The following is a 21643-nucleotide window of genomic DNA, read 5'->3' as shown; positions in this document are numbered from 1 at the left end:
GCTCTGTGAGGCAGATGTAATGGATTGTATTGGAGACGTGACAGACCCGGCCGCGGATGCCGAACAGCACCATGAATGCCCGCTGGTGCTGGTGGTGGATGACGACGACGAGATCCGGGAGCTGATCACCGACTATCTCGCCGGCATGGGCTATCGCACCCGGGCCGCCGCCGGCGGGCGCGAGATGTGGGATCGACTGGATGCCAGCGTCGATCTGGTGATTCTTGATCTGATGCTGCCGGGCGAGGATGGTCTGAGCCTGTGCCGCAGCCTGCGTCATCAAAACGATCTGCCGGTGATCATGATCAGCGCCCGCGGCGCCTGCGCCGAGCGCATCATCGGGCTCGAGACCGGCGCGGACGACTATCTGTGCAAGCCCTTCGATCCGCGCGAGCTGCTGGCCCGTATCCGTGCCGTGCTGCGCCGCCGGACACCGCCCCGCGCATGCCCGGCCGACACCGTCGCCGGGGAGCGCGAGCGCCGTTTCGCCGGCTGGCACCTGAACCTGCAGACCCGGCGGCTGACCTCCCCGCAGGGCCGTGTTGTCGATCTGACCCGCTCCGATTTCATGGTGCTCAAGGCGCTCAGCGAGGTGCCCAACCGGATCGTCAGCCGCAATGCGCTGAGCCGCGGCGCCTTCGGGCGCGAGTACTACCCGGATGATCGCTCGATCGATGTCTGCATCAGCCGGCTGCGCCACATGCTGGAGGACAACGCCCGCCGCCCCCGACTGATTCGCACCATCCGCAATGAGGGGTATCTGCTCGAACTGCCCGCTGCCGATTACTGATGCGCGCCCGCCGATGGTATCGCCGACTGTGGCCCGATTCGCTGTTCGCCCGGCTGAGCCTGATTCTGGTGATCAGCGGCCTGTCGATCCAGCTGCTCTCCAGCAGTATCTGGTATGACGTGCGCTACAGCCAGGTGCTGGAAGCGCCGGCGCGTCTGGTGATCTTTCGCACCGTGGAGGTCATTCAACGACTCAACGAGAACCCGTCTTGGCCACTGCCGACCTCCGAGACCTTCCATGTCGAGCAGCGCTCGTCACCCCTGCCCATGGCGCCGCCCCTGAACGATGCCCAGGAGAACGTCGAGCGCCTTTTGCAGGATGCCCTGCGTCGTGAAGCAGGCGAGACCCTGCAGCTGTCGCTGCTTGACGTGGCGATCCGCGACGACAACGGCCAACCCGATACCTGGTCCGGCCTGTTCGGCCTCTCCCGGGTGGTCGGACACTTCGACTTTCAGCTGCGTCTTTCATCCGGGCAGTGGCTGCACATCGAGGCCGTGCAGGCGCGGGGCTGGAACGGTCGGCCTGCCTGGCAGGTGCTGGGCGACTACGCTCTGCGCGTCTATCTGCTGCGCGCGCTGGCGCTGATCGCCGTGGCGCTGCTGGTGGCGCGGCTGAGTACCCGGCCGCTGCGGCGACTGGCACGCGCCGCCTCGGCGCTGGGTCGTGACATCCACCAGCCGCCCCTGAAAATCGAGGGGACCACCGAGATGCGCCGGGCCGCCGAGACGTTCAATCTCATGCAGCGCCGGCTGATCGATCTCATGGACGAGCGCACCCGGCTGCTCTCGGCCGTCTCCCATGACCTGCGCACGCCGCTGACCCGCATGCGCCTGCGACTCGAGACCGTGACGGACGCCACGCAGCGGGAAAAGCTGATTGCCAACATCGATCAGATGGAAACGCTGATCGCCTCTCTGCTGGCATCGGCGCGGCATGACGCAGCGCCGGCGGGCCACGTCCCCTTCGATCTGGCCGAACTGGTCAGTGAGGTGGTGGACGAGTTTGTCGAGACCGGCAGCGCTGTGCACTGGAACGGCGCTCCGGCCACCCTGATCACCGGCCACGCGCCGAGCCTGCGCCGGGTGCTGCACAACCTGATCGACAATGCCCTGCGCTACGCCGGCAGTGCGTGGCTGACGCTGCAGACGAGCAACGACCGTATCGAGATGATCCTCCAGGATGACGGGCCCGGCATCAATGAGGCACACCTCGCCAACATCACAACGCCCCGCGCCGACGCACCGGCAGACGTCGGAGCCACCGGCCATGGACTGGGACTTGGCATCGTGCGCCGCATCGTGATGGCGCATCACGGCGGTTTAAGCCTGACCAACCGCGACGGTGGCGGCCTGCAGGTGGTGATCACCCTGCCCGCCGACCGTCCCTGAGGCTTCTTCGGCGTACGCGCACAAAAACGCCCCGGCGCGGAACGTACCAACCGGCGATGCCGGGTATTCAACGGGTGGTGCACCGCCTGCTCCTTTTTATTCAGAACGCCTTCAGGTTCGAACCAGGTCGAAAGTGCTTCCTTTACGCGGCCATAAACCGGCTACGCTGTAACTGAGCGCCATGACACTAACATGCCGTTCAGGCGCATGTTTTTCTTCAATGATCTCAGGGGGTCTGCCGTGAACGCTGCTGCCGAAACGACCTATCGACGCGGGCTGAACCCGCTGCACGGGGTGCTGCTTGCCGGCACCTTCGTGCTTTTCCTTGGCGCTACGCTGAGCGACTACGCCTATATGGCAAGCTACGAGATCCAGTGGGCCACCTTCGCCTCCTGGCTGATCGCCGGTGCGCTGGTGTGCAACGGCCTGGCGTTTGTCTGCGGCCTTCTGGGGCTGTTCGGCGCCGCCGATCGCCGCCGCGGCCTCATTTATGTCGTGCTGCTGCTGGTGAGCTTCGTACTGGGCTTTATCAACGCGCTGATGCACGCCATGGATGCCTGGGCGATGATGCCCACCGGCTTTATCCTGTCGATCATCGTGACCGTACTAGCCCTGATCGCCACCTGGCTCGGCTTTAACACTACTGGCGTGAGGAGATCACAATGATACTGTCCAGACGCACCCTGACCGCGCCGCTGGCGATTGCCCTGATGGCCGCCGGCAGCCATGCCTCGGCGGCCGAGCAGCAGTACGGCCCCAACCCCGACCTGCCGGAGCCGGATCGCGGGCTGCTGCCCGACATGACAGTCCCCGAGCCGGCAGAATGGGGTGACCGGCAGCCCACCGTCCCCGACGGCTACTCGATTACGGCGATCGCCACCGACTTGAAGGTGCCACGCCAGACGCTGGTGCTGCCCAACGGCGATATCCTGGTGGCCGAGGGCAGCGGTGGTAACGCCCCCCGGCTCAAGCCCAAGGACTTCATCGCCGGCGTCATCAAGGACCAGGGCAACACCTCGGTGGAGAGCGGCGACCGGTTGACACTTTTACAGCCCAACGGCGACGGCAGCTACGAGCAGTCGGTCTTTGCCGACAACCTCAATGCGCCCTACGGGCTGGCGCTGACGGACGACGGCCTGTTCGTCGCCAATCAGGATGCGCTGGTGCGCTTTGATTACGAGGAGGGCCAGACCGAGGCCAGTGGTCCGCCCGAGGTGGTCACGCAGCTGCCCGCCGAGATCAATCACCACTGGACCAAGGCGATGACCGCCAGCCCCGACGGGCAGTATCTCTACGTCGGTATCGGCTCCAACAGCAATATCACCGAGCGTGGCATGGAGGCCGAGGTCAACCGCGCCGAGGTGTGGGAGATCGATGCCGAGACCGGCGCCCATCGTCCTTACGCCACCGGCCTGCGCAACCCCACCGCACTGACCTTCCAGCCGGACACCGACACGCTCTGGGCCGTGGTCAACGAGCGTGACGAGCTGGGGCCGGATCTGGTGCCGGACTACATGACCACGGTGCAGGAAGGCGGCTTCTACGGCTGGCCCTATAGCTACTGGGGTCAGCACGTTGACCCGCGCGTCAAGCCGGAAAATCCGGAGAAGGTCGAATCGGCCATTGCACCGGATTACAGCCTGGGCTCTCACCGTGCGCCGCTGGGCATCGCCTTCTCGACGCCACAGGTGGGGGGTGAATACAGTGACGGCGTTTTCATCGGCCAGCACGGCAGCTGGAACCGCGCCGATCCGGTGGGCTACAACGTCGTGTTCGTGCCGTTTGAAAACGGCGAGCCCGCCGGCGATCCGCAGGATTTCGTCTCCGGCTTTCTCACCGACGATGGCCGCACTCGCGGCCGCCCGGTGGGCGTGACCGTTGCCCCGGATGGCTCGGTGATCGTCGCTGACGACCTGACCAACGCCGTCTGGCGCGTCACTCGTGATGATGCCGGTTCACCCGAGCCCGTTGCTGCAAACGACGACGCCGTAAACGATGACAATGACGCCGCCGTGAACGACGGCAACGACGCCACTGCGAACGGCGACGCCGTGTCAGAGGGTGATCCGGCGACCAGCCCGGACGGTGCCGAGACGCCTGATACGCCTTCCAGTGCGCCGGACGACGAGGCTGACACGACCGATGACCAGGACGACGCGCCGGAAGAGCCGTCCACCACGGCGACCTGAGCCAGGTTGCCGGTCATGGCACTAAACGCCCTGCACTAAAAGCCATGGCACCCCAAAATACCCCGAGGGTTCGCCCCCGGGGTATTTTTATGCGCCTCGATCCGGCAGCCCGACGCCCTGATGCAACGCCGTTACGGGCGCGCCACCACCGTCTCTCCCCGCGCGATATCCTGCTCGCTGAGCACCACCACCTGCCGTGGCCACCAGTCGGGATGGTTGTCGCGGATGAACGTCATGAGCTTTTCGCGGATGCTGACCTCGGCCGACCAGCCGGAGAGCGGGTCCACCGTCATCAGAAAGAAGGTGAGGGTCTGGGCCGAGGCGTTCTGGGCCGTCACGCTGCACAGCAGCTTGTGATGCTCGATGACGTGTTCCTCCTCATGGGCAAACTCGAGAAACTTCTCGCGCAGGCAGGCCACATCGGCGTTGAGGTGCAGCACCAGCTCCAGGGTGCGGTACTCCATGGTGCTTTTGGCCGACAGGTTCTCGAAGGGTTTGGAGGCGAAATAGGTGACCGGCACGATCAGGCGCCGCTCATTCCACACCCGCAGCAGAATGTAGGTGTAGAAAATGCTCTCGACGTAGCACCACTGCCCCTCGAACATCACCAGATCGCCAATGCGCAGAGGCTTGGCCAGCGAGAGCTGAAACGACGACAGGATGTTGCTCAGCACCGCCTGCCCGGCGATGCCGACCAGTACCGCCAGCACGCTGGCCGAGGCCAGAATCGACAGCCCCAGCGTCTCGAACAGGCGCACCTGACCGAGCACGTAGATCGTCACCAGTACCACCATGATCAGGATGATGACGCGGCGCAGCGCATAGAGCGTGGTCAGGAGCCTGCGCTCGTCCCGGGGCTTGGAATCATCGATCTCACCGGCCATGCGCCGGGTCATGTGCAGCATGAAGGTATCTATCATCCGCAGCGCGATCACGCCGATCCCCCAGGCCATGACGATGGTCAGCGTGACCCGCAGCGTGGTGGCCACCACCGCCGAAAAGGAGACCACGAAGTCGATCAGGGTCTGCATCACCAGCGCCATGACGATCAGCGCCACCGGGCTTCGAATCTGGACCATGAAGATGCTCGGTGAGCCGGACGGCAGAAGCCGCGTCAGCACCGTCATCAGGGCGTGCACGGCCTTGCCGATCAGCGCGATCGCCAGCACGACCAGCGGAATGGCGATCCACTCCCACAGCCGCAAAAACCCGACATTGCGCTTTAACGTTTCGGGAATATAAGTCTCGAAACGTGACGGGCCGTAGCGGTCATACAGCGTCGGAATCGAGGCCACGCTCTCCGGCGTGATCAGCCAGACCGGCTCGTTATCACCTACCTGATAGCGTCCCAGACGGATATCGTAGGCATCTTCCCCCGCCTCGAGGGAGGCCAGTTCGATATCCCGGCGCGCCTTGCCCGCCCGCGGGTCCTTGCCGGAGATATCCTCGATCACGGCATCCGGACGCGCCGACAGCCTCGCAATATTGATCGACTTGCCGCGCCGGAACACCTCGGCCAGCTGCTGCGCCAGCGCCGCGCCGCGCTCGCGCTGATCCTCGGGCGACAGATCGCCCAGATTGAGAATGTGCGCTGCGCCCTCGAAGTCACCGCCTTCGGTGAGGCGCATGAAATGGCGCATCGTTTCGCGCGGGCTGCGCAGGCTTTTCTTTTCCGGATCGCCCCCGAGCCCGACGTTGAGCGAATCGATGTTGTACCAGCCCGCCTCGTCGCTGCTGCTCTCCTGCGCCTGACACAGCCCTGACAGCAGCAGCACCGCCAGCGCCACCCACCACACCCGCCACCCTTTTATCGTCATGCCTGCATTACCGGAGTTATGAGCCATCCATGAATAGTGTCTGCCGGGTGCCATTGCGCGCCGGGCAGCGCTCAGCTTACCGCGACTTGCCCGCCGGCGCGCCATGGCATATCAATAACGGCACTGGCGTCGAGCAGGACGCACCCGGATCAGCCATGCTGAAGACACGCCATGCCCTGGCAGCCATCACGACCGCGATATTCAGGAGGTGAACATGACCGATGTGACGGGAAAGACACGCCGGGCCCTTTACGAACGGGCGCAACAGCTCGGCATTGAAGGGCGCTCCTCGATGAGCAAGGACGAGCTTGCCGCAGCGCTCGAGCGCGAAGCTGCCGGAGCAGCACAGCCGGCGGTGGGGACGCGGGTGGAGACCTTTCGCCGACTGGCCAGTGCCGTGGCCGATGGCGAGTTCATCCTGCGCCCGCGGGTGTTGACCGGCCTGGAGCGGCGGCTGCACGTGCGCCAGACGCTGCGCGAGGACCACCAGACCCGTATCGCCGATGGCACCGAGGAAATTGCACTCAAGTTCGATCAGCTGCGTGATTCGCTGTTTTCCTTCTTTCGCGGTACGGCACTGCTGTTCTACCGCGACATGGCCGGCGATGATGGCTGGATGCCCACCGTGCTGGCGCTGGGCGATGTGCACCCCGAAAACTTTGGCGTGATGCCCAACATCAACAACGTGCCGATCTTCTCGGTCAACGACTTCGACGAGGCCTGTTACGCCCCCTTCACCTGGGATATCAGACGCGGCGCGGTCGGTTTCATGATCGCCGCCGAGACCGAGGGCGAGCTCAAGCGCAAGCATCGGATCAAGGTGGTGCGCCACTTCGTGCAGGGCTATATCGACGCCATCGTGCGTCTGGCCCGCGAGGCCACCGAGCAGGACGAGGAGATGCGCTTTGACAACGCCCCGAAGCTGATTCGCAAGCTGTTCAAGAGCGCCCGGGAAGCGCGCGCCGACTGGCTGAAGGAGGACTACCTCGACGAGACCGGCCGACGCTTTCGCTCAAGTAACAAGCTGGTGCCGGTCTCCTCGCGCCGTGACGAGTTTCAGCAGATCACTGACCGCTTGATCCGGAGCAACGATATCGAGGTGCCGCCGCGTGCCATCGCCGCCGACGGCACCGCCATGCGCGTCAAGGACGTCGCGATTCGCCGCGGCCAGGGCACCGCCTCGCTGGGGCTGGATCGCTACTACGTGCTGATCGAAGGCCCAGGGGGTGACGGCACCGATGACCTGATCATCGAATACAAGCAGGCCCGACGCTCGGCGCTGACCGGGCTGGTGCCGCACAACGGCCACGAGATGGACGGCCGCGCCGAACGCATTACCCACGCTCAGGCGGTGCACCTCATCCGCGGCGACCGCTTCTACGGCCACATCGAGTTTGACGGGCACAGCTATATGTCACGCGAGCGAGCGCCGTTTCGCGACAGCATCGATCTGGAGGATCTGTCCAAAAGCGACTGGAGGCAGTACGCCCGCATCTGCGGGCAGGTGCTCGCCGGCGTACACGCCCTCTCCGATGAATCAGGCAGGGTGGATTACGATATCGAGCCGGCCATTGTCGAGGCCATTGGCCCGGAAGAACTCTTTACCGAGGACATGGTGGCGTTTGCCGAGGAAGCCGCCGAACGCGTGCGCCGCGATCACGAAATGTTTTGCGAGGATCACGAGCGCGGGGCGTTCACGCAGCTGGACCGGGTGTATCGGTGAGCGGCCTGCCGGATTGAAAGAACAGGCCTTTGCCAGCGAGTCATGCCGCTGCCATGCTACCCGCCAGCATGTTCATGACCAGCCGGATCATGGTCTCCTTGTTGGCGGGGGCGGACTCTGCCACCAGCAGGGTCAGCGCGGCCAGACCCACATCATTGATGACCGGATCACCCGTTGATGACAGCAGGCGATCATTACGGTGCAGGAAGTCGACGAACAAAAAGGCGGCGCTGCGCTTGTTGCCGTCGGCGAACGGGTGATTCTTGATCACGAAGTAGAGCAGATGCGCGGCCTTTGACTCGATGCTCGGATAGGCCGGCTCGCCGAAAACGGACTGATCGAGATTGCCCAGCAGCGAGGCCAGCCCATCTTCTCGTTCCCGGGCAAACAGCGCGGTGGCCTCGCCCCGACCCATCAGCTCGCTTTTCAGATCCTCCAGGCCAGACGGGCGGTTTCCAGTGAAGGCAGCCGGCCACCGGCCTGCACCTCGGGATCACTCAACAGCCCTTCATCGTAGCGCTGCAGCAGCAAAAAGGTCTGAGCGTAGCGCGCGACAATATCCACCAGCCCGCGGCCACCCGGCAGATCCAGCGCCGGACTGTTGGCCGCCTTGCGCACCAGCGCCATGGCCGCTTCCAGCTCACGGGCATTGGCCTCAAAACGCTGCTGATGCAGCGTCCAGCCCCGGGTGAGATGCTCGCGGAGAATGCGCGTGGCCCACTGGCGAAAGCGCGTTCCTGCCTGCGACTTGACGCGATAGCCCACCGAAATAATTACGTCCAGATTGTAGTGCTCGATAGATCGCGTCACCTGTCGAGAGCCCTCCTGGCGAACTATCCGGAAATTCCGGATAGTTGACTCTCTGTCCAGCTCGCCCTCGTCATAGACGTTGCCAACGTGCTCATTGACTGTACGAACATCCTTGCCAAAGAGCTCGCCCATCTGCCGCTGCGTCAGCCATACCGTCTCGCGACCTTCATCCAGGCGGACATCGACCGCCTTTTCGGCATCGTCATAAATCAGAATCTGCAGTGATTCACCCATATCGGCCCTGTCCCGAAATGCCACGGTTGAGTGACCCTGTCACGCGCCATTGAGCGACTCGTGTCCGCGATCTCCTTGCACCGCTGGATCGGGTGTCTCGGTGAGCAGGGACAGATCATGACAGGGCGGCGCATGAACAGCCGCCCCGCTTTTTGCCCTGCTGAGGGGTTACTCGATCAGCTCGGTGGTATTGGCATCGAGCCCCGCGGGGTCGACCACCGGCCAGCCGTTGTCCCAGTCCACTTCCAGAATGCGCAGCTTCTGGGTGCCATCATCGGCGGCCTCGTAGGCGTGGAACACCATATAATCCTGATCGTCGAAGGTGTAGACACTATTGTGTCCCAGACCGGGCCACGCCTCGGTGCCGTCCAGTACCAGGGTGCCACCGCCTTCCATCATCGACACCCCTTCCCTGTCTACATAGGGCCCCTGCACGCGGTCACTGCGCCCGACCACCAGCCGGTAGGTGCTGTCCGCACCGCGACAGCAGAAACCGAATGAGGCAAACAGGTAGTAATAGTCATCCCTTTTGAAGATGAAGGGCGCCTCGATGGGGTTCTCCTCGGTCTCCGGCCGCGTGGCGAGATCGATGATCTCCCCCGGCTGCGCCAGGTCCGTCATGTTGTCATCGAGCTGGACCAGCTTCAGCCCGCCCCAGAACGAGCCGAAGCTCATCCAGGGCGTGCCGTTGTCATCCTCGATCACCGCCGGGTCGATGGCGTTCCAGTTGTCGCGGCCCGGCTCGGACTGCAGCACCAGGCCCTGATCCTGCCATTGATAGTTGTCGGCTTCGGGGTCGAGCGTGTCGTTGACGGTCACGCCGATGCCCGAGGTATTTTTTCCAAACGCCGATATCGAGTAGTAGAGATAGTAGCGGCCGTTGTTCTCGACGATGTCCGGCGCCCAGACATGGCCATCAAACTCCGGCGCCACCGAGGTCGCCCAGGGCGGGTCGCTCGGTTCCCCGCTGAAGATGCGATCGGCGTGGCGCCACTGCGTCAGGTTGTCGGAGGAATAGATATCGATGCCGGGGCCGGTACTGAAGACGTAATAAGTGCCGTCCTCGCGGGCCATGACGGGATCATGCACCTCGACCTGGGCGGCCTGAACGGTGGAGAGAAGGCCGGTGCCGAGCAGCAGCGACGCCGCGGCGGGTATCCATCGGTTCATGAACACTTCCTTGCTGATGGGTGGGTTGAGGCGAACGCACCGGCCATGACCGGCCCGGGGCTTTTTCAACAAAGCTGGATATAGCAATATCGCGATTCAAGCGTTGCCCATGCCGCGTGTCGGCTCAATGCGCCATAGGTATTAGCGGGGTCTGATATCGATGCGGGCAGCCTGAAGCGAAACGCCTGCTGTCGACGCGCACGCGACGACTCAGGTCATCATCACCGCCCTGGATGGTTCGAGGGTATTGCTACGGCGCGATCAGCAGAACAATGGCCGCCGCCAGCAGCAGCCCCACGCCCACCAGCGCGGCGCGAAAGGTACGGGTATACAGCCCCATCACGACCATGCCCACCCCGATCACGATCAGAATCAGCCCGACGCTTTGCAGCCAGTCGACCAACAGCGTTGCCATGACAGCCTCCCGACACGGCCCGGAAAAAAGACACTCTGCTCAAGGATAGCCGCCATGCCACCCGATGGTTTAGGCATTCGCGACGATCAAACCGGTAATGCCGACATCGCGCCGGCCCTTTTTCAGGGCACCGTGTTTGAAGTGACCTCAATGGATGACATGCCCGCGCAGGTCGAGGCGTGGGCAGGTATCAAGAAATTTCTGGATAGAGGAAGCGCTACGCGATACCGGCGGCGCTGCCTGACAGCTTCTCCAGCAGATGCAACACGCCGGGGTGGCCGTCGAGGACAGCGCAAGTAACAACATCAAGTCCCAAAATTCACTCGCTGTGCTCCAGCGCTCAAAAGGCAGAAATTTTTTCTATCAGAGTTCTACATATTACTTATACAACTGCCGATTATAACATTTTGCCCTCGAGATAGAGCGAAATCATATCTGGCATAAGTTCGTGCGTCTGAACATTTACCCTCAGGCAACGTCAGGTCCGGTCCAGGGAACAGTTTAAAAAGTTCTTCTTGAATGGCCAAACGTGTCGCAATTCTTTGCAGGAATGCCAGCAACGTTACTTTTCCAGCCGTCGACAGCAGCAAGACTAAAACTACTAATTTAAAACGTAATCAGGGTTAAAACATGCCTTTCAAGACAGTTGATGAGGATGTCCAGAAGTCGCTCTTGCTGACTTTGCTCACTGCGGAAAAAGTAAATTTCGCGTCTTCTCAAAACGGTGTTTCAGTGATCAAGAAACTCGTTTTGGAGAACCAGTCGGATAGGCCACTGGAGAATCTCACTGTCGAGCTGACTTGTAAGCCGGGCCTGTTACGCCCCAAAACATGGAAGCTGGACCGACTGCCATCAGGCGGGCGGCAAGAGCTACATGATCTGGAAACCCCTCTGGATACGGTTCTTCTGGGAGGCCTCAACGAAGCTGAAAGGGGCGAGATAACAATTTTGGTCCGACATGACGATGTCGAGCTGATATCCGAGAGCCGCCAGATCGAGATGCTTGCACGCGATGAGTGGGGCGGCGTTGGTGAGATGGCGCATCTCCTGGCGGCCTTCGTCTCTCCCAACGATACAGTCGTTGCCGGAATACTCAAGGAAGCGGGACGGCTTCTTGAGGCGACGGGGCAAAACGGCAGTATGGATGGGTACCAGTCCAAAGATCCGTCGCGATCGTGGATGCTGGCAGGGGCCATCTGGTCCGCTGCAACAGGCATGGGCTTAACCTATGCCGTGCCCCCGGCCAGCTTCGAACTGCACGGACAGAAAGTTCGTGATCCGGGGCGCATCCGTTCCGAAGGCCTTGCAACCTGCCTCGACAGTGCGCTCTTTCTGGCGGCCTGTTTTGAGGCCGCGGGTTTAAACTCTGCCGTTTTGTTCTGTGAAGGACACGCCTGGACGGGGGTATGGCTGACCGAGAGGGACTTTGGAACCATAAGCGAACCGGACGTCATGACCGTTCGCAAGGCGCTTGACGCCCGAGAATTTGTAAGTCTGGAAACCACCCTGCTCACAAAACGTCCCAGTGTCGGGTTCGAAGAGGCCACAGAGCACGCGCGTGAGCTTACATCAGAGCGTAACGAACACAGTTTTCTTATGGCCGTGGACATTCGCCGAGCCCGGGCGGCACGGATACGCCCTCTTGCCAGTCATCGTACCGAACCAGAGACGCAGTCAGTGGATATACCGGCAAGTCCGGCAGCGCTTCCAAAACCACTTTCACCGGGGCTACTCCCCGAAGAGCTGATCGAAAAGGAACCGGCGACGCCCGCAGATCGGATTTCACGTTGGCAACGAAAACTGCTGGATCTCTCGTTACGCAACCGGCTATTAAATTTCAAGGATAGCAAACAGACACTGACATTTTTTTGCCCGAATGTGTCATTGCTGGAGGACCAGCTTGCAGACGGCAAGAAATTCCGTGCGCTTGCACTGAAGGATGAAGACCCGCTCGGAAAACGGGATCTGCTGGAAAGGGAAGAACCGAAGCTTTTGGAAGAAGTTGCAAGGGATGCTTTCACCAGGGGCCAGATCGCCGTCAATCTGACCCGCAAGGAAACCGAGCTACGGCTTCTGGAGCTACACCGGCGCGCTAAAAGTGATATGCAGGAAGGTGGCACCAACACACTTTTCCTGGCTGCCGGTTTTTTGCGCTGGAAAAAAACGGAAGGAGACACCCAAAGTTATCGTGCGCCACTTCTTCTCGTTCCCGTAAAGATTTCCCGACAGTCTGCACAATCAGAATTCATCCTTGAAAATCATGAAGATGATGTTCGTTTTAACACTACTCTTTTGGAGTTTCTCAAAAGAGACTTTGATCTGAAGGTGCCCGAGCTGGAAGGCGAATTGCCGCGTGATGGTAATGGTTTTGATCTCCCGCGGATTTTCGAGGTCATGCGGCGCAAAGTGCGCGATATAGCAGGTTTCGAAGTCGTCGAGGATGTTGCACTTTCTACCTTTTCCTTTTCCAAGTTTTTGATGTGGAAGGATCTGGTCGAGCGCACCGATAGCTTACGTGAGAGCGCTCTTGTAAAGCATCTGGTCGATAATCCGTCCGAACCCTTCCTTGCCGAGGGAAAGCCAGGGCTCCCCGGTGCTGCAGATGTTGATCGTCGTATTGCGCCGCGTAATCTCTTCACTCCCCTACCGGCTGACTCTTCACAGCTTGCAGCGGTCCTGGCGGCCGAGGAAGGGCATGATTTCGTATTGATCGGCCCGCCGGGTACAGGCAAGAGCCAAACCATTGCGAATATTATTTCGCAATGCCTTGCAGTCCAGAAAACAGTTCTCTTCGTCGCCGAGAAATCAGCGGCGCTGGAAGTAGTTCATCGTCGTTTAGCCGCGCATGGATTAGGAGATGCAGTACTGGAACTGCACTCCAACAAGGCTGACCGCAAATCAATATTGTCGCAACTTGGACGCAGCTGGGAGCGTGCAACGCAAGGCTCCGAAGCCGAGTGGATAAAGGTGACCGACGAGCTTTCTGTCACCCGGGATCAATTGAACACTTACGTCGCTGCACTGCATGAAAGGGGAACCCAAGGATTCAGCGTTTTTCAGGCCATTGGGGAAACCTCAGGCAAGGTACAGCCATTCAGTCTTTCCTTCGCCAACAAGGATGCTCATGACGTAGAAAGTTATGCGCATTTGAGACATCTGGCTGGAGCTTTGGGACGGTGCAATGAGATCGTCACGGGACGCAAACCATTACCGCTTGTCCGGGCACATGACTGGTCCTTCAGCTGGCAAGCCGAACTTCTCCAACAGACCAATGCACTGGCTCTGGCAACACGCGAGCTGTCCGATGCCGCCGAAGCACTTGCGGGTCATTCCGGTCTGGGCTGGGACGGCGCCGGCTCCACGGAACAGCTCAACCCCTTGCTGAAAATTGCCAAAATACCTGAGGACGGCGAAGACGTAAGCTGGGCTTTATCGTGCGATCTCAAGGAGATGCAAAATCAGGCACACACCCTGTGCGAACTGCTTGGTAAATACAGCGACGCCGTAAGCCGCGCTACAGCACGTTATCCGATGGACCGGCTTGATACGATTCCTCTTGATCAACTGGACGCGAACTGGCGTCTCGCCCAGACGAAGATGTGGCCGCTCTCCATCTTCGCGAAGTCTTCGGTCCGCAAGCTCCTGCAGACCTATGCAGAGAGTGGTCAGGCAAACCCTGACCTGGACATTGCCGCGATGAGCGATGCCAGACGCATCCATGCCGAGATCAAGGAAAATGCTTTGTTGGCATGCCCCGTTGTCGATGGCGTGGAAACAAATCCTGATCGACTGATGGACTGGACCGCTCAGGCAAGCAGCCTGATGACGACGCTGAATACCCTCGTACCGGCCGTTTCGAATCAGAATCGCTGGGAGGCGTCCAAGCAGAGCCTGACACAACGCGCGTCGGGTGATCTACGCAACGCGATCACACTCTTTTTGCAAAAAAGATCAATCTGGGAAGAGCGTGCCAGAGATTTTGCGCGGATCTCGCAATCGGACCCCAAACAACTTTCACTGTCTGAGCTCGCCAATCATCTCAAGGATATTCTGGACAACAAGGACTACCTCTCCGACTGGACCCGTTGGGTCAATGTGCGATTGCAAGCAAATGCTGCCGGCCTGACCCCTCTTGTTGAAGCAGTCGAGGATGGGCTTGTTGACGAAGATGTCGAAGCCGCCTTCATGGCAGCCTACGCGGCCTGGTGGCTGCCACTTGCCATGGATGACCGGGCATCGTTACGCGGTTTTTCACATTGGGCGCACGAAGACGCGATCAAACGTTTTCAGGAACTCGACAGTCGCGCTACCAAGATGGCGGCGAACCAGGTTCTGAGCCGTATTCAACATGGCCTGCCGGCACAGGATGCCGTGGCACGGCGATCCGAACTTGGTACGCTGCGACATCAGCTAAGCCTTCAGCGACCCAGCATGCCGATCCGGACATTAATTTCGGAAATGCCGGATAGTTTTACCAAGCTGGCACCCTGTGTGCTCATGTCTCCCCTGTCGGTGGCACAGTATCTTCCTGCGGGGCAAGCCGCCTTTGACGTTGTCATCTTTGACGAGGCCTCCCAGATCACTACCTGGGATGCCATTGGGGCCATCGCGCGAGGGCGTCAGGCAATTATCGTCGGCGACCCCAAACAGCTGCCGCCCACAAACTTCTTTGGCCGCAGCGATGATCCTGATCAGAAAATGCCCGAAGCAGAACGCGATCTGGCCTCCATCCTGGATGAAGTGGCTTCGGCCGGTATTCCGACCCAACAGCTTGACTGGCATTACCGCAGCCGGGACGAGTCACTCATCGCTTTCTCAAACTGGCACTATTACGGCGGCCGCCTGGTAACCTTTCCCTCTCCTACCACTGCATCAGAGGCAGTCAAACTGCATCAGGTAGACGGCATCTATGGCCGAGGACAAGGGCGAACCAACGAAGCCGAAGCACGCGCGATCGTACGCATGACCGTGCATCGGCTGCAGGAATGGCTGACGCACCCTGAAGAAGAGCGTCTGACACTGGGCGTTATTACCTTCAACGCTCAACAGCAAGAACTTATTCTTGATCTACTCGATGAAGAGCGGCGACGAGCCCCGGAACTGGAATGGTTTTTTGAGGATGCTCGGGAAGAACCCGTGATTGTCAAAAACCTTGAGAACATTCAGGGCGACGAACGCGATGTGATGCTGTTCTCGATCACTTTCGGACCGGATCACGCGGGTAAGCTTTCAATGGCTTTCGGTGCCCTCAATGGCGATGGTGGCGAAAAGCGCCTGAATGTCGCCGTGACCCGTGCTCGACAGGAGCTACACGTCTTTACCTCGATACGGGCCGAGCAGATCGACCTCGCCCGCACCAGAGCCACGGGCGTAAAGCATCTAAAGGCCTTCCTCGATTTCGCTGCTCGTGGGCCGATTGCCCTTCCAGCACAGGATGAGGGGTCTCTGGGGCCGGTCGAGAACGTCTTCGAAGCCTCGATCAAAAATGCCATTGAGGCCAGAGGCTGGGAGCTCCGTCCGCAGATTGGCGTCTCGGGATTCCGTATCGATCTTGGGGTCGTTCATCCTGATCATGCAGGTGTTTACCTTGCGGGCATCGAGTGTGATGGCGCTACGTATCACGGCTCTGCTACAGCGCGGGATCGAGACAAGATTCGACAGGCGGTTCTTGAAAACCTTGGGTGGACCATCCTGCGAATCTGGTCCACCGACTGGTTTCGTAACCCCGATATGGTCGTTGATCGCATGCATACAGCGCTTACGGAGCATTTGGAAGCAGACCGTGAAAGAAGAGCCGCGGAAGAAACTGCTCGTGAGTTGGTGGCCCGAAAGGAAACTGGCGAAGCGATTGACTGCACTACACATGTCGCGCAGGAGAACAGTGCTTCCTCGAACTCATCTGTAGATAAACAGGTCCCTGAATCAACCTGGAAAGAAGCGGCATCTACAGAAGAGGGGCTCATGGCTACAGGAGTCATCTCATCGGACTATTCCATGAGACCAACAACTACAGACTCTGAGAGGTTTGTGCCAGATGCTGAACGGTTCTATCAACGAGATTACCTTCCGACTCTAAAGCTTCTCGTGGCCGATGTTGTCCATCGTGAAGGACCCATGCCATTGAGCCTGCTGAGCAAGCGCATCTCCGAAATGCACGGCTGGCAACGAACCGGCCGGCGCATTTCCGAGCAGGTTGCGAACGCTCTGAGCCACGTCGAGCGCTATCAGGAAGGCGATGTCGATTTCCTCTGGGCAGCAGGAAGCTACTCAAGGAGAGTAACGTTCCAATCAGGTCTGAATCGCTCGATTCGTGATATTTCCCGGACCGAACTCGCCGAACTCTATGACCGGCATGAAACCTTACTCCTGAAAAGCGATGATCAGGTTCTAAATCTCGCTCGCTATGCCGGTATCTCCAGACTTTCAGCAGAAAATCGAGCTTATCTGGAAGGTTGCATCAACTGGAGAAATTCATCGCCTATATAAATGCTGACGCACCTTCCCGCTTCATCAACATAAAGAGCCCGCCAATTGGCGGGCTTTTACACTCAAATATATCGAATCTCATCCGGCCAAGCGTTTTGGCACCCAGCGTCCATTGATTCAGGCCCTACAACCGTAACGCATCGATCAGCGCCTTATCCGCGCTTTTCCACGATGAACGGGCTGGCCAGACGCAGTTCTCCGCTCATGTACGACGAGGCATCATTAAATCTGCCAGAAGAGGCCACAATCACAATTTTGACCGCATGGGCGACCAGCGCCCGCCTCATGCAGACCTCTTCCAGATCGTCCGGGTACGGACGGATCGGGAGTCACGTACTCCCTGTAACCCCGACGCCCGCCAGCGCCAAGATCTCTTCGCGACGCAGACCCGGCATTCGGCGGCGCTGCCCGATCAGCAGGCCAACCCCCTGTGAAAGACTCGCGTCCATCGGGCTATCAGGAATAAGACCCGGGCGTCTTTCTGCCTGCGGTCCATCAAAAAGGCCCATCAAGAGATGGGCCCATATGGGAAAACGGCTCAAGCACCGCTTTCATGGCTTTTGAATACTCAGGCGAACAGGAAATCCTCGGGGCCCAGGGCAGGGGCCAGCTCGTCGATCGGCGCGCCGGGATCGTACTTCGATATGCCGACCAGCGAGACAGAATTTATCCCGGCGTCAGTGTTAACCATAAGCTCTCCATCGGCGTACAGATGGACACTACCGAAACCGAGATCGCCTCCGTCGCTCGCAGTCAATTCTGAAAGATCGAACCGATCGACGCCGAGCTCAAAGTTGGTAATGGTGGCATCCTGCCAGCCACCGTCGCTGCCAAACACAAAGCTGTCGGCGGCGCCCTCGGCGCCACTGGTGACCCCCGACACCTCGACATCCTCGAAGGGGCCAGTCGGTGCCGGCGCTATATTAGAGATGTAGTCCTGACGATCGGAAAAGGAGTTCAGGCCGCCGGCAAGCTCCTCGATCTGCAGGACGAAGTCGTTGTCATCCAGCCCCGCCGGCCCGCTGTCGCGGTAGAAGTAGGTATCCTGCCCGTGGAGCACCGGCAGGATGGCATCGCCGCTGTCCTGCGCGCCGGCCTGCGTCAGTGCCTCTTCAAGCGATAATGACGCATCCGCCATGACGGCATTGTCGAGATCGAGGTTATCGAAGGACTGCACCACATCATCATCGATAAACAGGGTGTCCGTGCGGGGATTGAAGCCGGCCAGCGTATCGATCGCATCGCCGTCGTTGCCGTAACGCGAGGCATCCTCTGCCATGTTGATTACGTCGACCCCGCCGTCTGCACCGCCAAGGGTGATGGTTTCCTGCACGTCACCTGACGCGGTGTATTCAAGCCCGCCTTCCAGTCCCGAGGCATCGACCTGCCCGACGGCCGTGGTGGCCTCCGCGCTGTTGTCCCATGCCACACGACCGTTGCCGCTCAGCTCGAGCGACTCAAGCGCGCTGCCCTGCACGCTTAGATCCAGCGTCTCGCCGGAGCGGACCCCGCTGTCGTCAAACCGGGTATCGATCTCAAACCCCGTAATGTTGTCGGGCAGCACAAGGGCGGTCTCCCCGCCGCCGAGAAACGCAAGTGATTGGGTCTTGTTGGAATTTGCCATGATGTCAGTCCCTTGAGTGATGCTATCCGGATGCCGCAGGCGGTCGATCGTTCCCATGTCGCCCGTACGACCCCCTTGAGGTGGGTCTAGCATTAATCAAATTTTTAAAAAAGATTAATTCGTGACAGCTTGGTAAAACCGGCGCCCGTTTACACGTTAAAACAGGCTTATCGAGACGAAAGTGGTAACGCGTCTGGTACAGAGCGATATCGAATCGATCTAGTGATCCTTTAAACCAGCGGAACCAATTGCCGCTGATGCCCTCCTTAAAATGAACCCTGCATTGTCCTGCATAACTGATCACCCTACCGCTGGTGCTTTCCCTGAATCCGTGGCCGGGGCTTCACCCCACCGTGATCCAGGGCATGATGCTCGATGACACGCTGGCAGACTTTGCCAGCCTCACCGACCGCCCGGCCCTTTTTTGAGGCTCAAAGGTTTGAGGTCATCAAGACGCAGGAGACCGAACGACGTAGAGAGATATTGAAGAATTTCTGGATAAAGAAAGCGCTACACGGCACCGGCGGCGCTGCCTGAAAGCTTCTTCAATAGATGCGGCACAGCGGGCTGATCTTCGAGGGCAGCGTAATAGACCAATCGCAGATGTCGGGACTCATCAATGATCAAGGAGGTATGCTCGAACTCGACCGGCCCGACATCGTCAACGTTCAACCAGCGCCTGCCCTGACAGGGCGCGTGGACATCGTGCTGATGCCAGAGCGTTCTGAAGGTTTCCGAGACGCCTTCGAGCATCTGCACCAGTGACTGCATGGCCGGATCATCGGAGGCTCTGGCGTAATCGCGCCGAAAGCTCGACAGGATGGCGGCCACTTCGTCCTCCCAGCCATCAATGAGTGTCTGCATATCGGGCTCGGTAAAGAGCATCCACAGCAGATTGCGCTGCTCCGGCGGCTGATTTGAAAAGTTGAACAGCCGATCCCCTGCCTCGTTCCAGGTCAAAACATCCCAGCGCAGATTCAGCACGTAGCAGGGCCGCTGCGACAGGTCCGCCATAAGGCGCTTGATCAGTGACGGCACTTCGCACCAGGTCTGACCGGGTTCGACCGGCGGGCGCTGATGCGTGAGCAAAAACAGATGGCGCCGCTCGGCGGCGTCCAGTTTTAACGCACGCGAAAGGTTATCCAGAAAGCGGGCCGAGACGCTGATCTCGCGACCCTGCTCCAGCCACGTATACCAGGTCACCCCGACCCCCGCCAGCGCCGCAACCTCCTCGCGACGCAGACCCGGCGTTCGGCGACGCGACCCGACCGGCAGCCCGGCCTCCTGCGGCGACACTCTTGCCCGGCGGGTCGTCAAAAACTGAGCCAGCTCGTGGCGGGTTCGATCCAGAGTGCGCGATGGCGTCATGGGGTTACTCGCAGTAATAGTATAAATGATTAAATTGTAACCCCCTAAGCCTACCATCAGACTTGGCGCACTTTCCTCAACCAGCCAGTGATTGGCTTTAAAAGGAGCGCCCACATGCCTGACGTTTCCCGAATCGTGACCTGCCTGATTGCCGCCGGTGCCTTTGCACTCGGCATGGCCTCCTACGTGACGGCCGGGCTTATCCCGCTGATCGAGCAGGATTTTGCCGTGACCACAGCGCTTGCCGCGCAGCTGGTGACGGCCTTTACGATCGCCTATGCCATCGGTTCGCCGGTCATGGTGGCAGTCCTGCCGGCCCATCGGCAGCGCCCGGCGCTGCTGGGCATGCTGGCGCTTTTCGTCGCCGCCAACGGGCTCAGCGCCGTGGCACCCGACATGATCTCGCTCATGGTGCTTCGCGCCGTGGCCGGGCTTTCCGCCGGCACCTATCTGGCGCTGGGCATCGCCGCCGCCTCACGGCTTGCTCTTGATCACCAGCGCGGCCGCACCATCGCCATCATCATGGGCGGCATGGCCAGCGGTACGGTGCTGGGCGTGCCGGTCGGGCTCTGGCTGGCGAACCAGCTCGGCTGGCAGGCCGCCCTCTGGTTGATCAGCCTGATCGGTGCCATCGCACTGTTCGGCCTGTTGCGCTGGCTGCCTGCCCTGTCACCGGTCGCGCAGGGTTCGCTGACGCAGAAGCTTGGCATCCTGAAGGACGGCCGTGTGGTCAGGCTGCTAAGCATTTCGTTGCTGGCCGCTGTGGCAAGTCTCGGGCTCTATACCTTCATGGCACCGCTGGTCAGGGCCTATAGCGAGCAGAGCGTGACGCCCTTTCTGTGGGTCTGGGGCGTGGGCGGCGTACTGGGAAGCTTTCTGGTCGGGTCGCTGGCCGATTGGCTCAGCAACATGCAGATCACCACCGGCATCATGATGCTGCTGGGACTGTCACTCATCGTCCTGCCGCTGACGCTTTCGCTGAATCCATGGATTGCACTGTTGCCCATCGTGATCTGGGGCGCTGTCGGCTGGGCGCTACAGGTACCGCAGAACAGCGCACTCATGACGGCACGGGAAAGCAATGGCGATGGCCACCTGGCCGTGGCACTCAACGAATCCGCGCTCTATCTCGGCAGCGCCCTGGGTGCCGGCGCCGGGGGCATATGGTTGGCGCTGGGATGGCCGGTGTGGGCGCTGGCTGTGGGCGCGGGTATGCTCGGGCTGTGCGGCCTGGGCGTTTGCTGGTCAGGGAGAAACAAGGCAGCAGAAATGCCGGCAGGAATTTGATGCTTCGTGCTCTGGTTTTATCATCCGCCCGGCTGCTCTCCGGGCGGATGTTTTATACCTTTTATCGCCTCACGCCATCACCACCGTGACACCGGCATCGGCCAGCGGCTCGGTCAGTGCCCTGTCCGTACTTTTCTCCACGAGGGTCGTGCTGGCCAGATGCAGCGCTCCGATCATGTACGGCGAGGCGGCATTGAGCTTGTCAGACGACGCCATCACGACTGTCTTAGCCGCGTGCGCCACCAAGGCCCGCTTCAGGAAAGATTGACTCAGACTGAGTCACTCCAAATATGAGAGCGCATATATCACTTCAACAACATGCAAGCTTTTTAAAACTAAAGA

The 21643-nt window shown here is 60.2% G+C and carries 16 protein-coding genes; 8 read left to right on the top strand and 8 right to left on the bottom strand.

Going from position 1 to position 21643, the window contains the following annotated elements; translation table 11 throughout:
- The first annotated feature begins 37 nt into the window (after positions 1 to 37).
- From M1D97_RS05100 to M1D97_RS05085, 4 genes are all read left to right on the top strand, one after another.
- On the top strand, positions 38 to 790 hold the full coding sequence (locus tag M1D97_RS05100; RefSeq protein WP_456269662.1) for a response regulator: 753 nt from the start codon (positions 38 to 40) through the stop codon (positions 788 to 790).
- Entirely contained in the window at positions 790 to 2178 is a 1389-nt protein-coding gene (locus tag M1D97_RS05095; protein ID WP_456269661.1) for an ATP-binding protein, read from the top strand. The genes M1D97_RS05100 and M1D97_RS05095 overlap by 1 nt, the downstream gene beginning before the upstream one ends.
- Before the next feature lie 192 nt (positions 2179 to 2370).
- Entirely contained in the window at positions 2371 to 2844 is a 474-nt protein-coding gene (locus tag M1D97_RS05090) for a DUF2231 domain-containing protein (protein ID WP_456269660.1), read from the top strand.
- Positions 2841 to 4367 carry a PQQ-dependent sugar dehydrogenase gene (locus tag M1D97_RS05085; protein WP_456269659.1) on the top strand — a complete coding sequence of 509 codons (1527 nt, stop codon included), beginning with the start codon at positions 2841 to 2843 and terminating at the stop codon, positions 4365 to 4367. Before M1D97_RS05090 ends, M1D97_RS05085 begins: the two co-directional genes overlap by 4 nt.
- A gap of 131 nt (positions 4368 to 4498) precedes the next feature.
- Here M1D97_RS05085 and M1D97_RS05080 read toward each other — a convergent pair whose 3' ends face one another.
- Positions 4499 to 6184: a mechanosensitive ion channel family protein gene (locus M1D97_RS05080; RefSeq protein ID WP_456269658.1), complete on the bottom strand. Its 1686-nt coding sequence runs from the start codon at positions 6182 to 6184 to the stop codon at positions 4499 to 4501.
- Positions 6185 to 6398: 214 nt separating this feature from the next.
- Between M1D97_RS05080 and M1D97_RS05075 the strand changes: the two genes are divergently transcribed.
- Positions 6399 to 7907 carry a DUF2252 domain-containing protein gene (locus M1D97_RS05075; protein WP_456269657.1) on the top strand — a complete coding sequence of 503 codons (1509 nt, stop codon included), beginning with the start codon at positions 6399 to 6401 and terminating at the stop codon, positions 7905 to 7907.
- A gap of 40 nt (positions 7908 to 7947) precedes the next feature.
- Here M1D97_RS05075 and M1D97_RS05070 read toward each other — a convergent pair whose 3' ends face one another.
- The 4 genes from M1D97_RS05070 to M1D97_RS05055 all read right to left on the bottom strand — a co-directional run bounded on the left by M1D97_RS05070 (position 7948) and on the right by M1D97_RS05055 (position 10536).
- Entirely contained in the window at positions 7948 to 8322 is a 375-nt protein-coding gene (locus tag M1D97_RS05070; RefSeq protein ID WP_456269656.1) for a type II toxin-antitoxin system death-on-curing family toxin, read from the bottom strand.
- An 11-nt stretch (positions 8323 to 8333) separates the two neighbouring features.
- Positions 8334 to 8951: a virulence RhuM family protein gene (locus M1D97_RS05065; protein ID WP_456269655.1), complete on the bottom strand. Its 618-nt coding sequence runs from the start codon at positions 8949 to 8951 to the stop codon at positions 8334 to 8336.
- 168 nt (positions 8952 to 9119) lie between these two features.
- Positions 9120 to 10121, bottom strand: coding sequence for a family 43 glycosylhydrolase (locus M1D97_RS05060; protein WP_456269654.1), 1002 nt, complete (start codon positions 10119 to 10121; stop codon positions 9120 to 9122).
- A gap of 250 nt (positions 10122 to 10371) precedes the next feature.
- Positions 10372 to 10536, bottom strand: a complete 165-nt coding sequence (locus tag M1D97_RS05055) for a hypothetical protein (RefSeq protein WP_456269653.1) — start codon at positions 10534 to 10536, stop codon at positions 10372 to 10374.
- 54 nt (positions 10537 to 10590) lie between these two features.
- On the opposite strand from M1D97_RS05055, the gene M1D97_RS05050 reads away from it, so the two are divergent.
- Entirely contained in the window at positions 10591 to 10836 is a 246-nt protein-coding gene (locus M1D97_RS05050) for a hypothetical protein (protein ID WP_456269652.1), read from the top strand.
- 330 nt (positions 10837 to 11166) lie between these two features.
- Positions 11167 to 17022 (top strand): DUF3320 domain-containing protein, encoded by a 5856-nt coding sequence (locus M1D97_RS05045; RefSeq protein WP_456269651.1) that lies wholly within the window; start codon positions 11167 to 11169, stop codon positions 17020 to 17022.
- A gap of 568 nt (positions 17023 to 17590) precedes the next feature.
- On the opposite strand, the gene M1D97_RS05040 is transcribed toward M1D97_RS05045, so the two are convergent.
- Both M1D97_RS05040 and M1D97_RS05035 read right to left on the bottom strand, forming a co-directional pair.
- Positions 17591 to 18646, bottom strand: coding sequence for a hypothetical protein (locus M1D97_RS05040; protein ID WP_456269650.1), 1056 nt, complete (start codon positions 18644 to 18646; stop codon positions 17591 to 17593).
- A 510-nt stretch (positions 18647 to 19156) separates the two neighbouring features.
- Positions 19157 to 20014: a helix-turn-helix transcriptional regulator gene (locus M1D97_RS05035; protein WP_456269649.1), complete on the bottom strand. Its 858-nt coding sequence runs from the start codon at positions 20012 to 20014 to the stop codon at positions 19157 to 19159.
- 114 nt (positions 20015 to 20128) lie between these two features.
- Here M1D97_RS05035 and M1D97_RS05030 point away from each other — a divergent pair, with 114 nt between their 5' ends.
- Positions 20129 to 21301, top strand: coding sequence for an MFS transporter (locus tag M1D97_RS05030; RefSeq protein WP_456269648.1), 1173 nt, complete (start codon positions 20129 to 20131; stop codon positions 21299 to 21301).
- Positions 21302 to 21370: 69 nt separating this feature from the next.
- On the opposite strand, the gene M1D97_RS05025 is transcribed toward M1D97_RS05030, so the two are convergent.
- Positions 21371 to 21517 carry a hypothetical protein gene (locus M1D97_RS05025; RefSeq protein WP_456269647.1) on the bottom strand — a complete coding sequence of 49 codons (147 nt, stop codon included), beginning with the start codon at positions 21515 to 21517 and terminating at the stop codon, positions 21371 to 21373.
- Positions 21518 to 21643: the final 126 nt, after the last annotated feature.

Source organism: Kushneria sp. AK178 (assembly GCF_053903105.1).
This window is presented reverse-complemented; position numbering and strand designations above follow the sequence as displayed.

Coding starts and splice junctions, on each gene's coding strand:
- M1D97_RS05095 (WP_456269661.1), top strand. CDS start 790: ATGCGCGCCCGCCGATGGTATCGCCGACTGTGGCCCGATTCGCTGTTC.
- M1D97_RS05090 (WP_456269660.1), top strand. CDS start 2,371: ATGCCGTTCAGGCGCATGTTTTTCTTCAATGATCTCAGGGGGTCTGCC.
- M1D97_RS05085 (WP_456269659.1), top strand. CDS start 2,841: ATGATACTGTCCAGACGCACCCTGACCGCGCCGCTGGCGATTGCCCTG.
- M1D97_RS05080 (WP_456269658.1), bottom strand. CDS start 6,184: ATGACGATAAAAGGGTGGCGGGTGTGGTGGGTGGCGCTGGCGGTGCTG.
- M1D97_RS05075 (WP_456269657.1), top strand. CDS start 6,399: ATGACCGATGTGACGGGAAAGACACGCCGGGCCCTTTACGAACGGGCG.
- M1D97_RS05070 (WP_456269656.1), bottom strand. CDS start 8,322: ATGGGTCGGGGCGAGGCCACCGCGCTGTTTGCCCGGGAACGAGAAGAT.
- M1D97_RS05065 (WP_456269655.1), bottom strand. CDS start 8,951: ATGGGTGAATCACTGCAGATTCTGATTTATGACGATGCCGAAAAGGCG.
- M1D97_RS05060 (WP_456269654.1), bottom strand. CDS start 10,121: ATGAACCGATGGATACCCGCCGCGGCGTCGCTGCTGCTCGGCACCGGC.
- M1D97_RS05055 (WP_456269653.1), bottom strand. CDS start 10,536: ATGGCAACGCTGTTGGTCGACTGGCTGCAAAGCGTCGGGCTGATTCTG.
- M1D97_RS05050 (WP_456269652.1), top strand. CDS start 10,591: ATGCCACCCGATGGTTTAGGCATTCGCGACGATCAAACCGGTAATGCC.
- M1D97_RS05045 (WP_456269651.1), top strand. CDS start 11,167: ATGCCTTTCAAGACAGTTGATGAGGATGTCCAGAAGTCGCTCTTGCTG.
- M1D97_RS05040 (WP_456269650.1), bottom strand. CDS start 18,646: ATGGCAAATTCCAACAAGACCCAATCACTTGCGTTTCTCGGCGGCGGG.
- M1D97_RS05035 (WP_456269649.1), bottom strand. CDS start 20,014: ATGACGCCATCGCGCACTCTGGATCGAACCCGCCACGAGCTGGCTCAG.
- M1D97_RS05030 (WP_456269648.1), top strand. CDS start 20,129: ATGCCTGACGTTTCCCGAATCGTGACCTGCCTGATTGCCGCCGGTGCC.
- M1D97_RS05025 (WP_456269647.1), bottom strand. CDS start 21,517: ATGGCGTCGTCTGACAAGCTCAATGCCGCCTCGCCGTACATGATCGGA.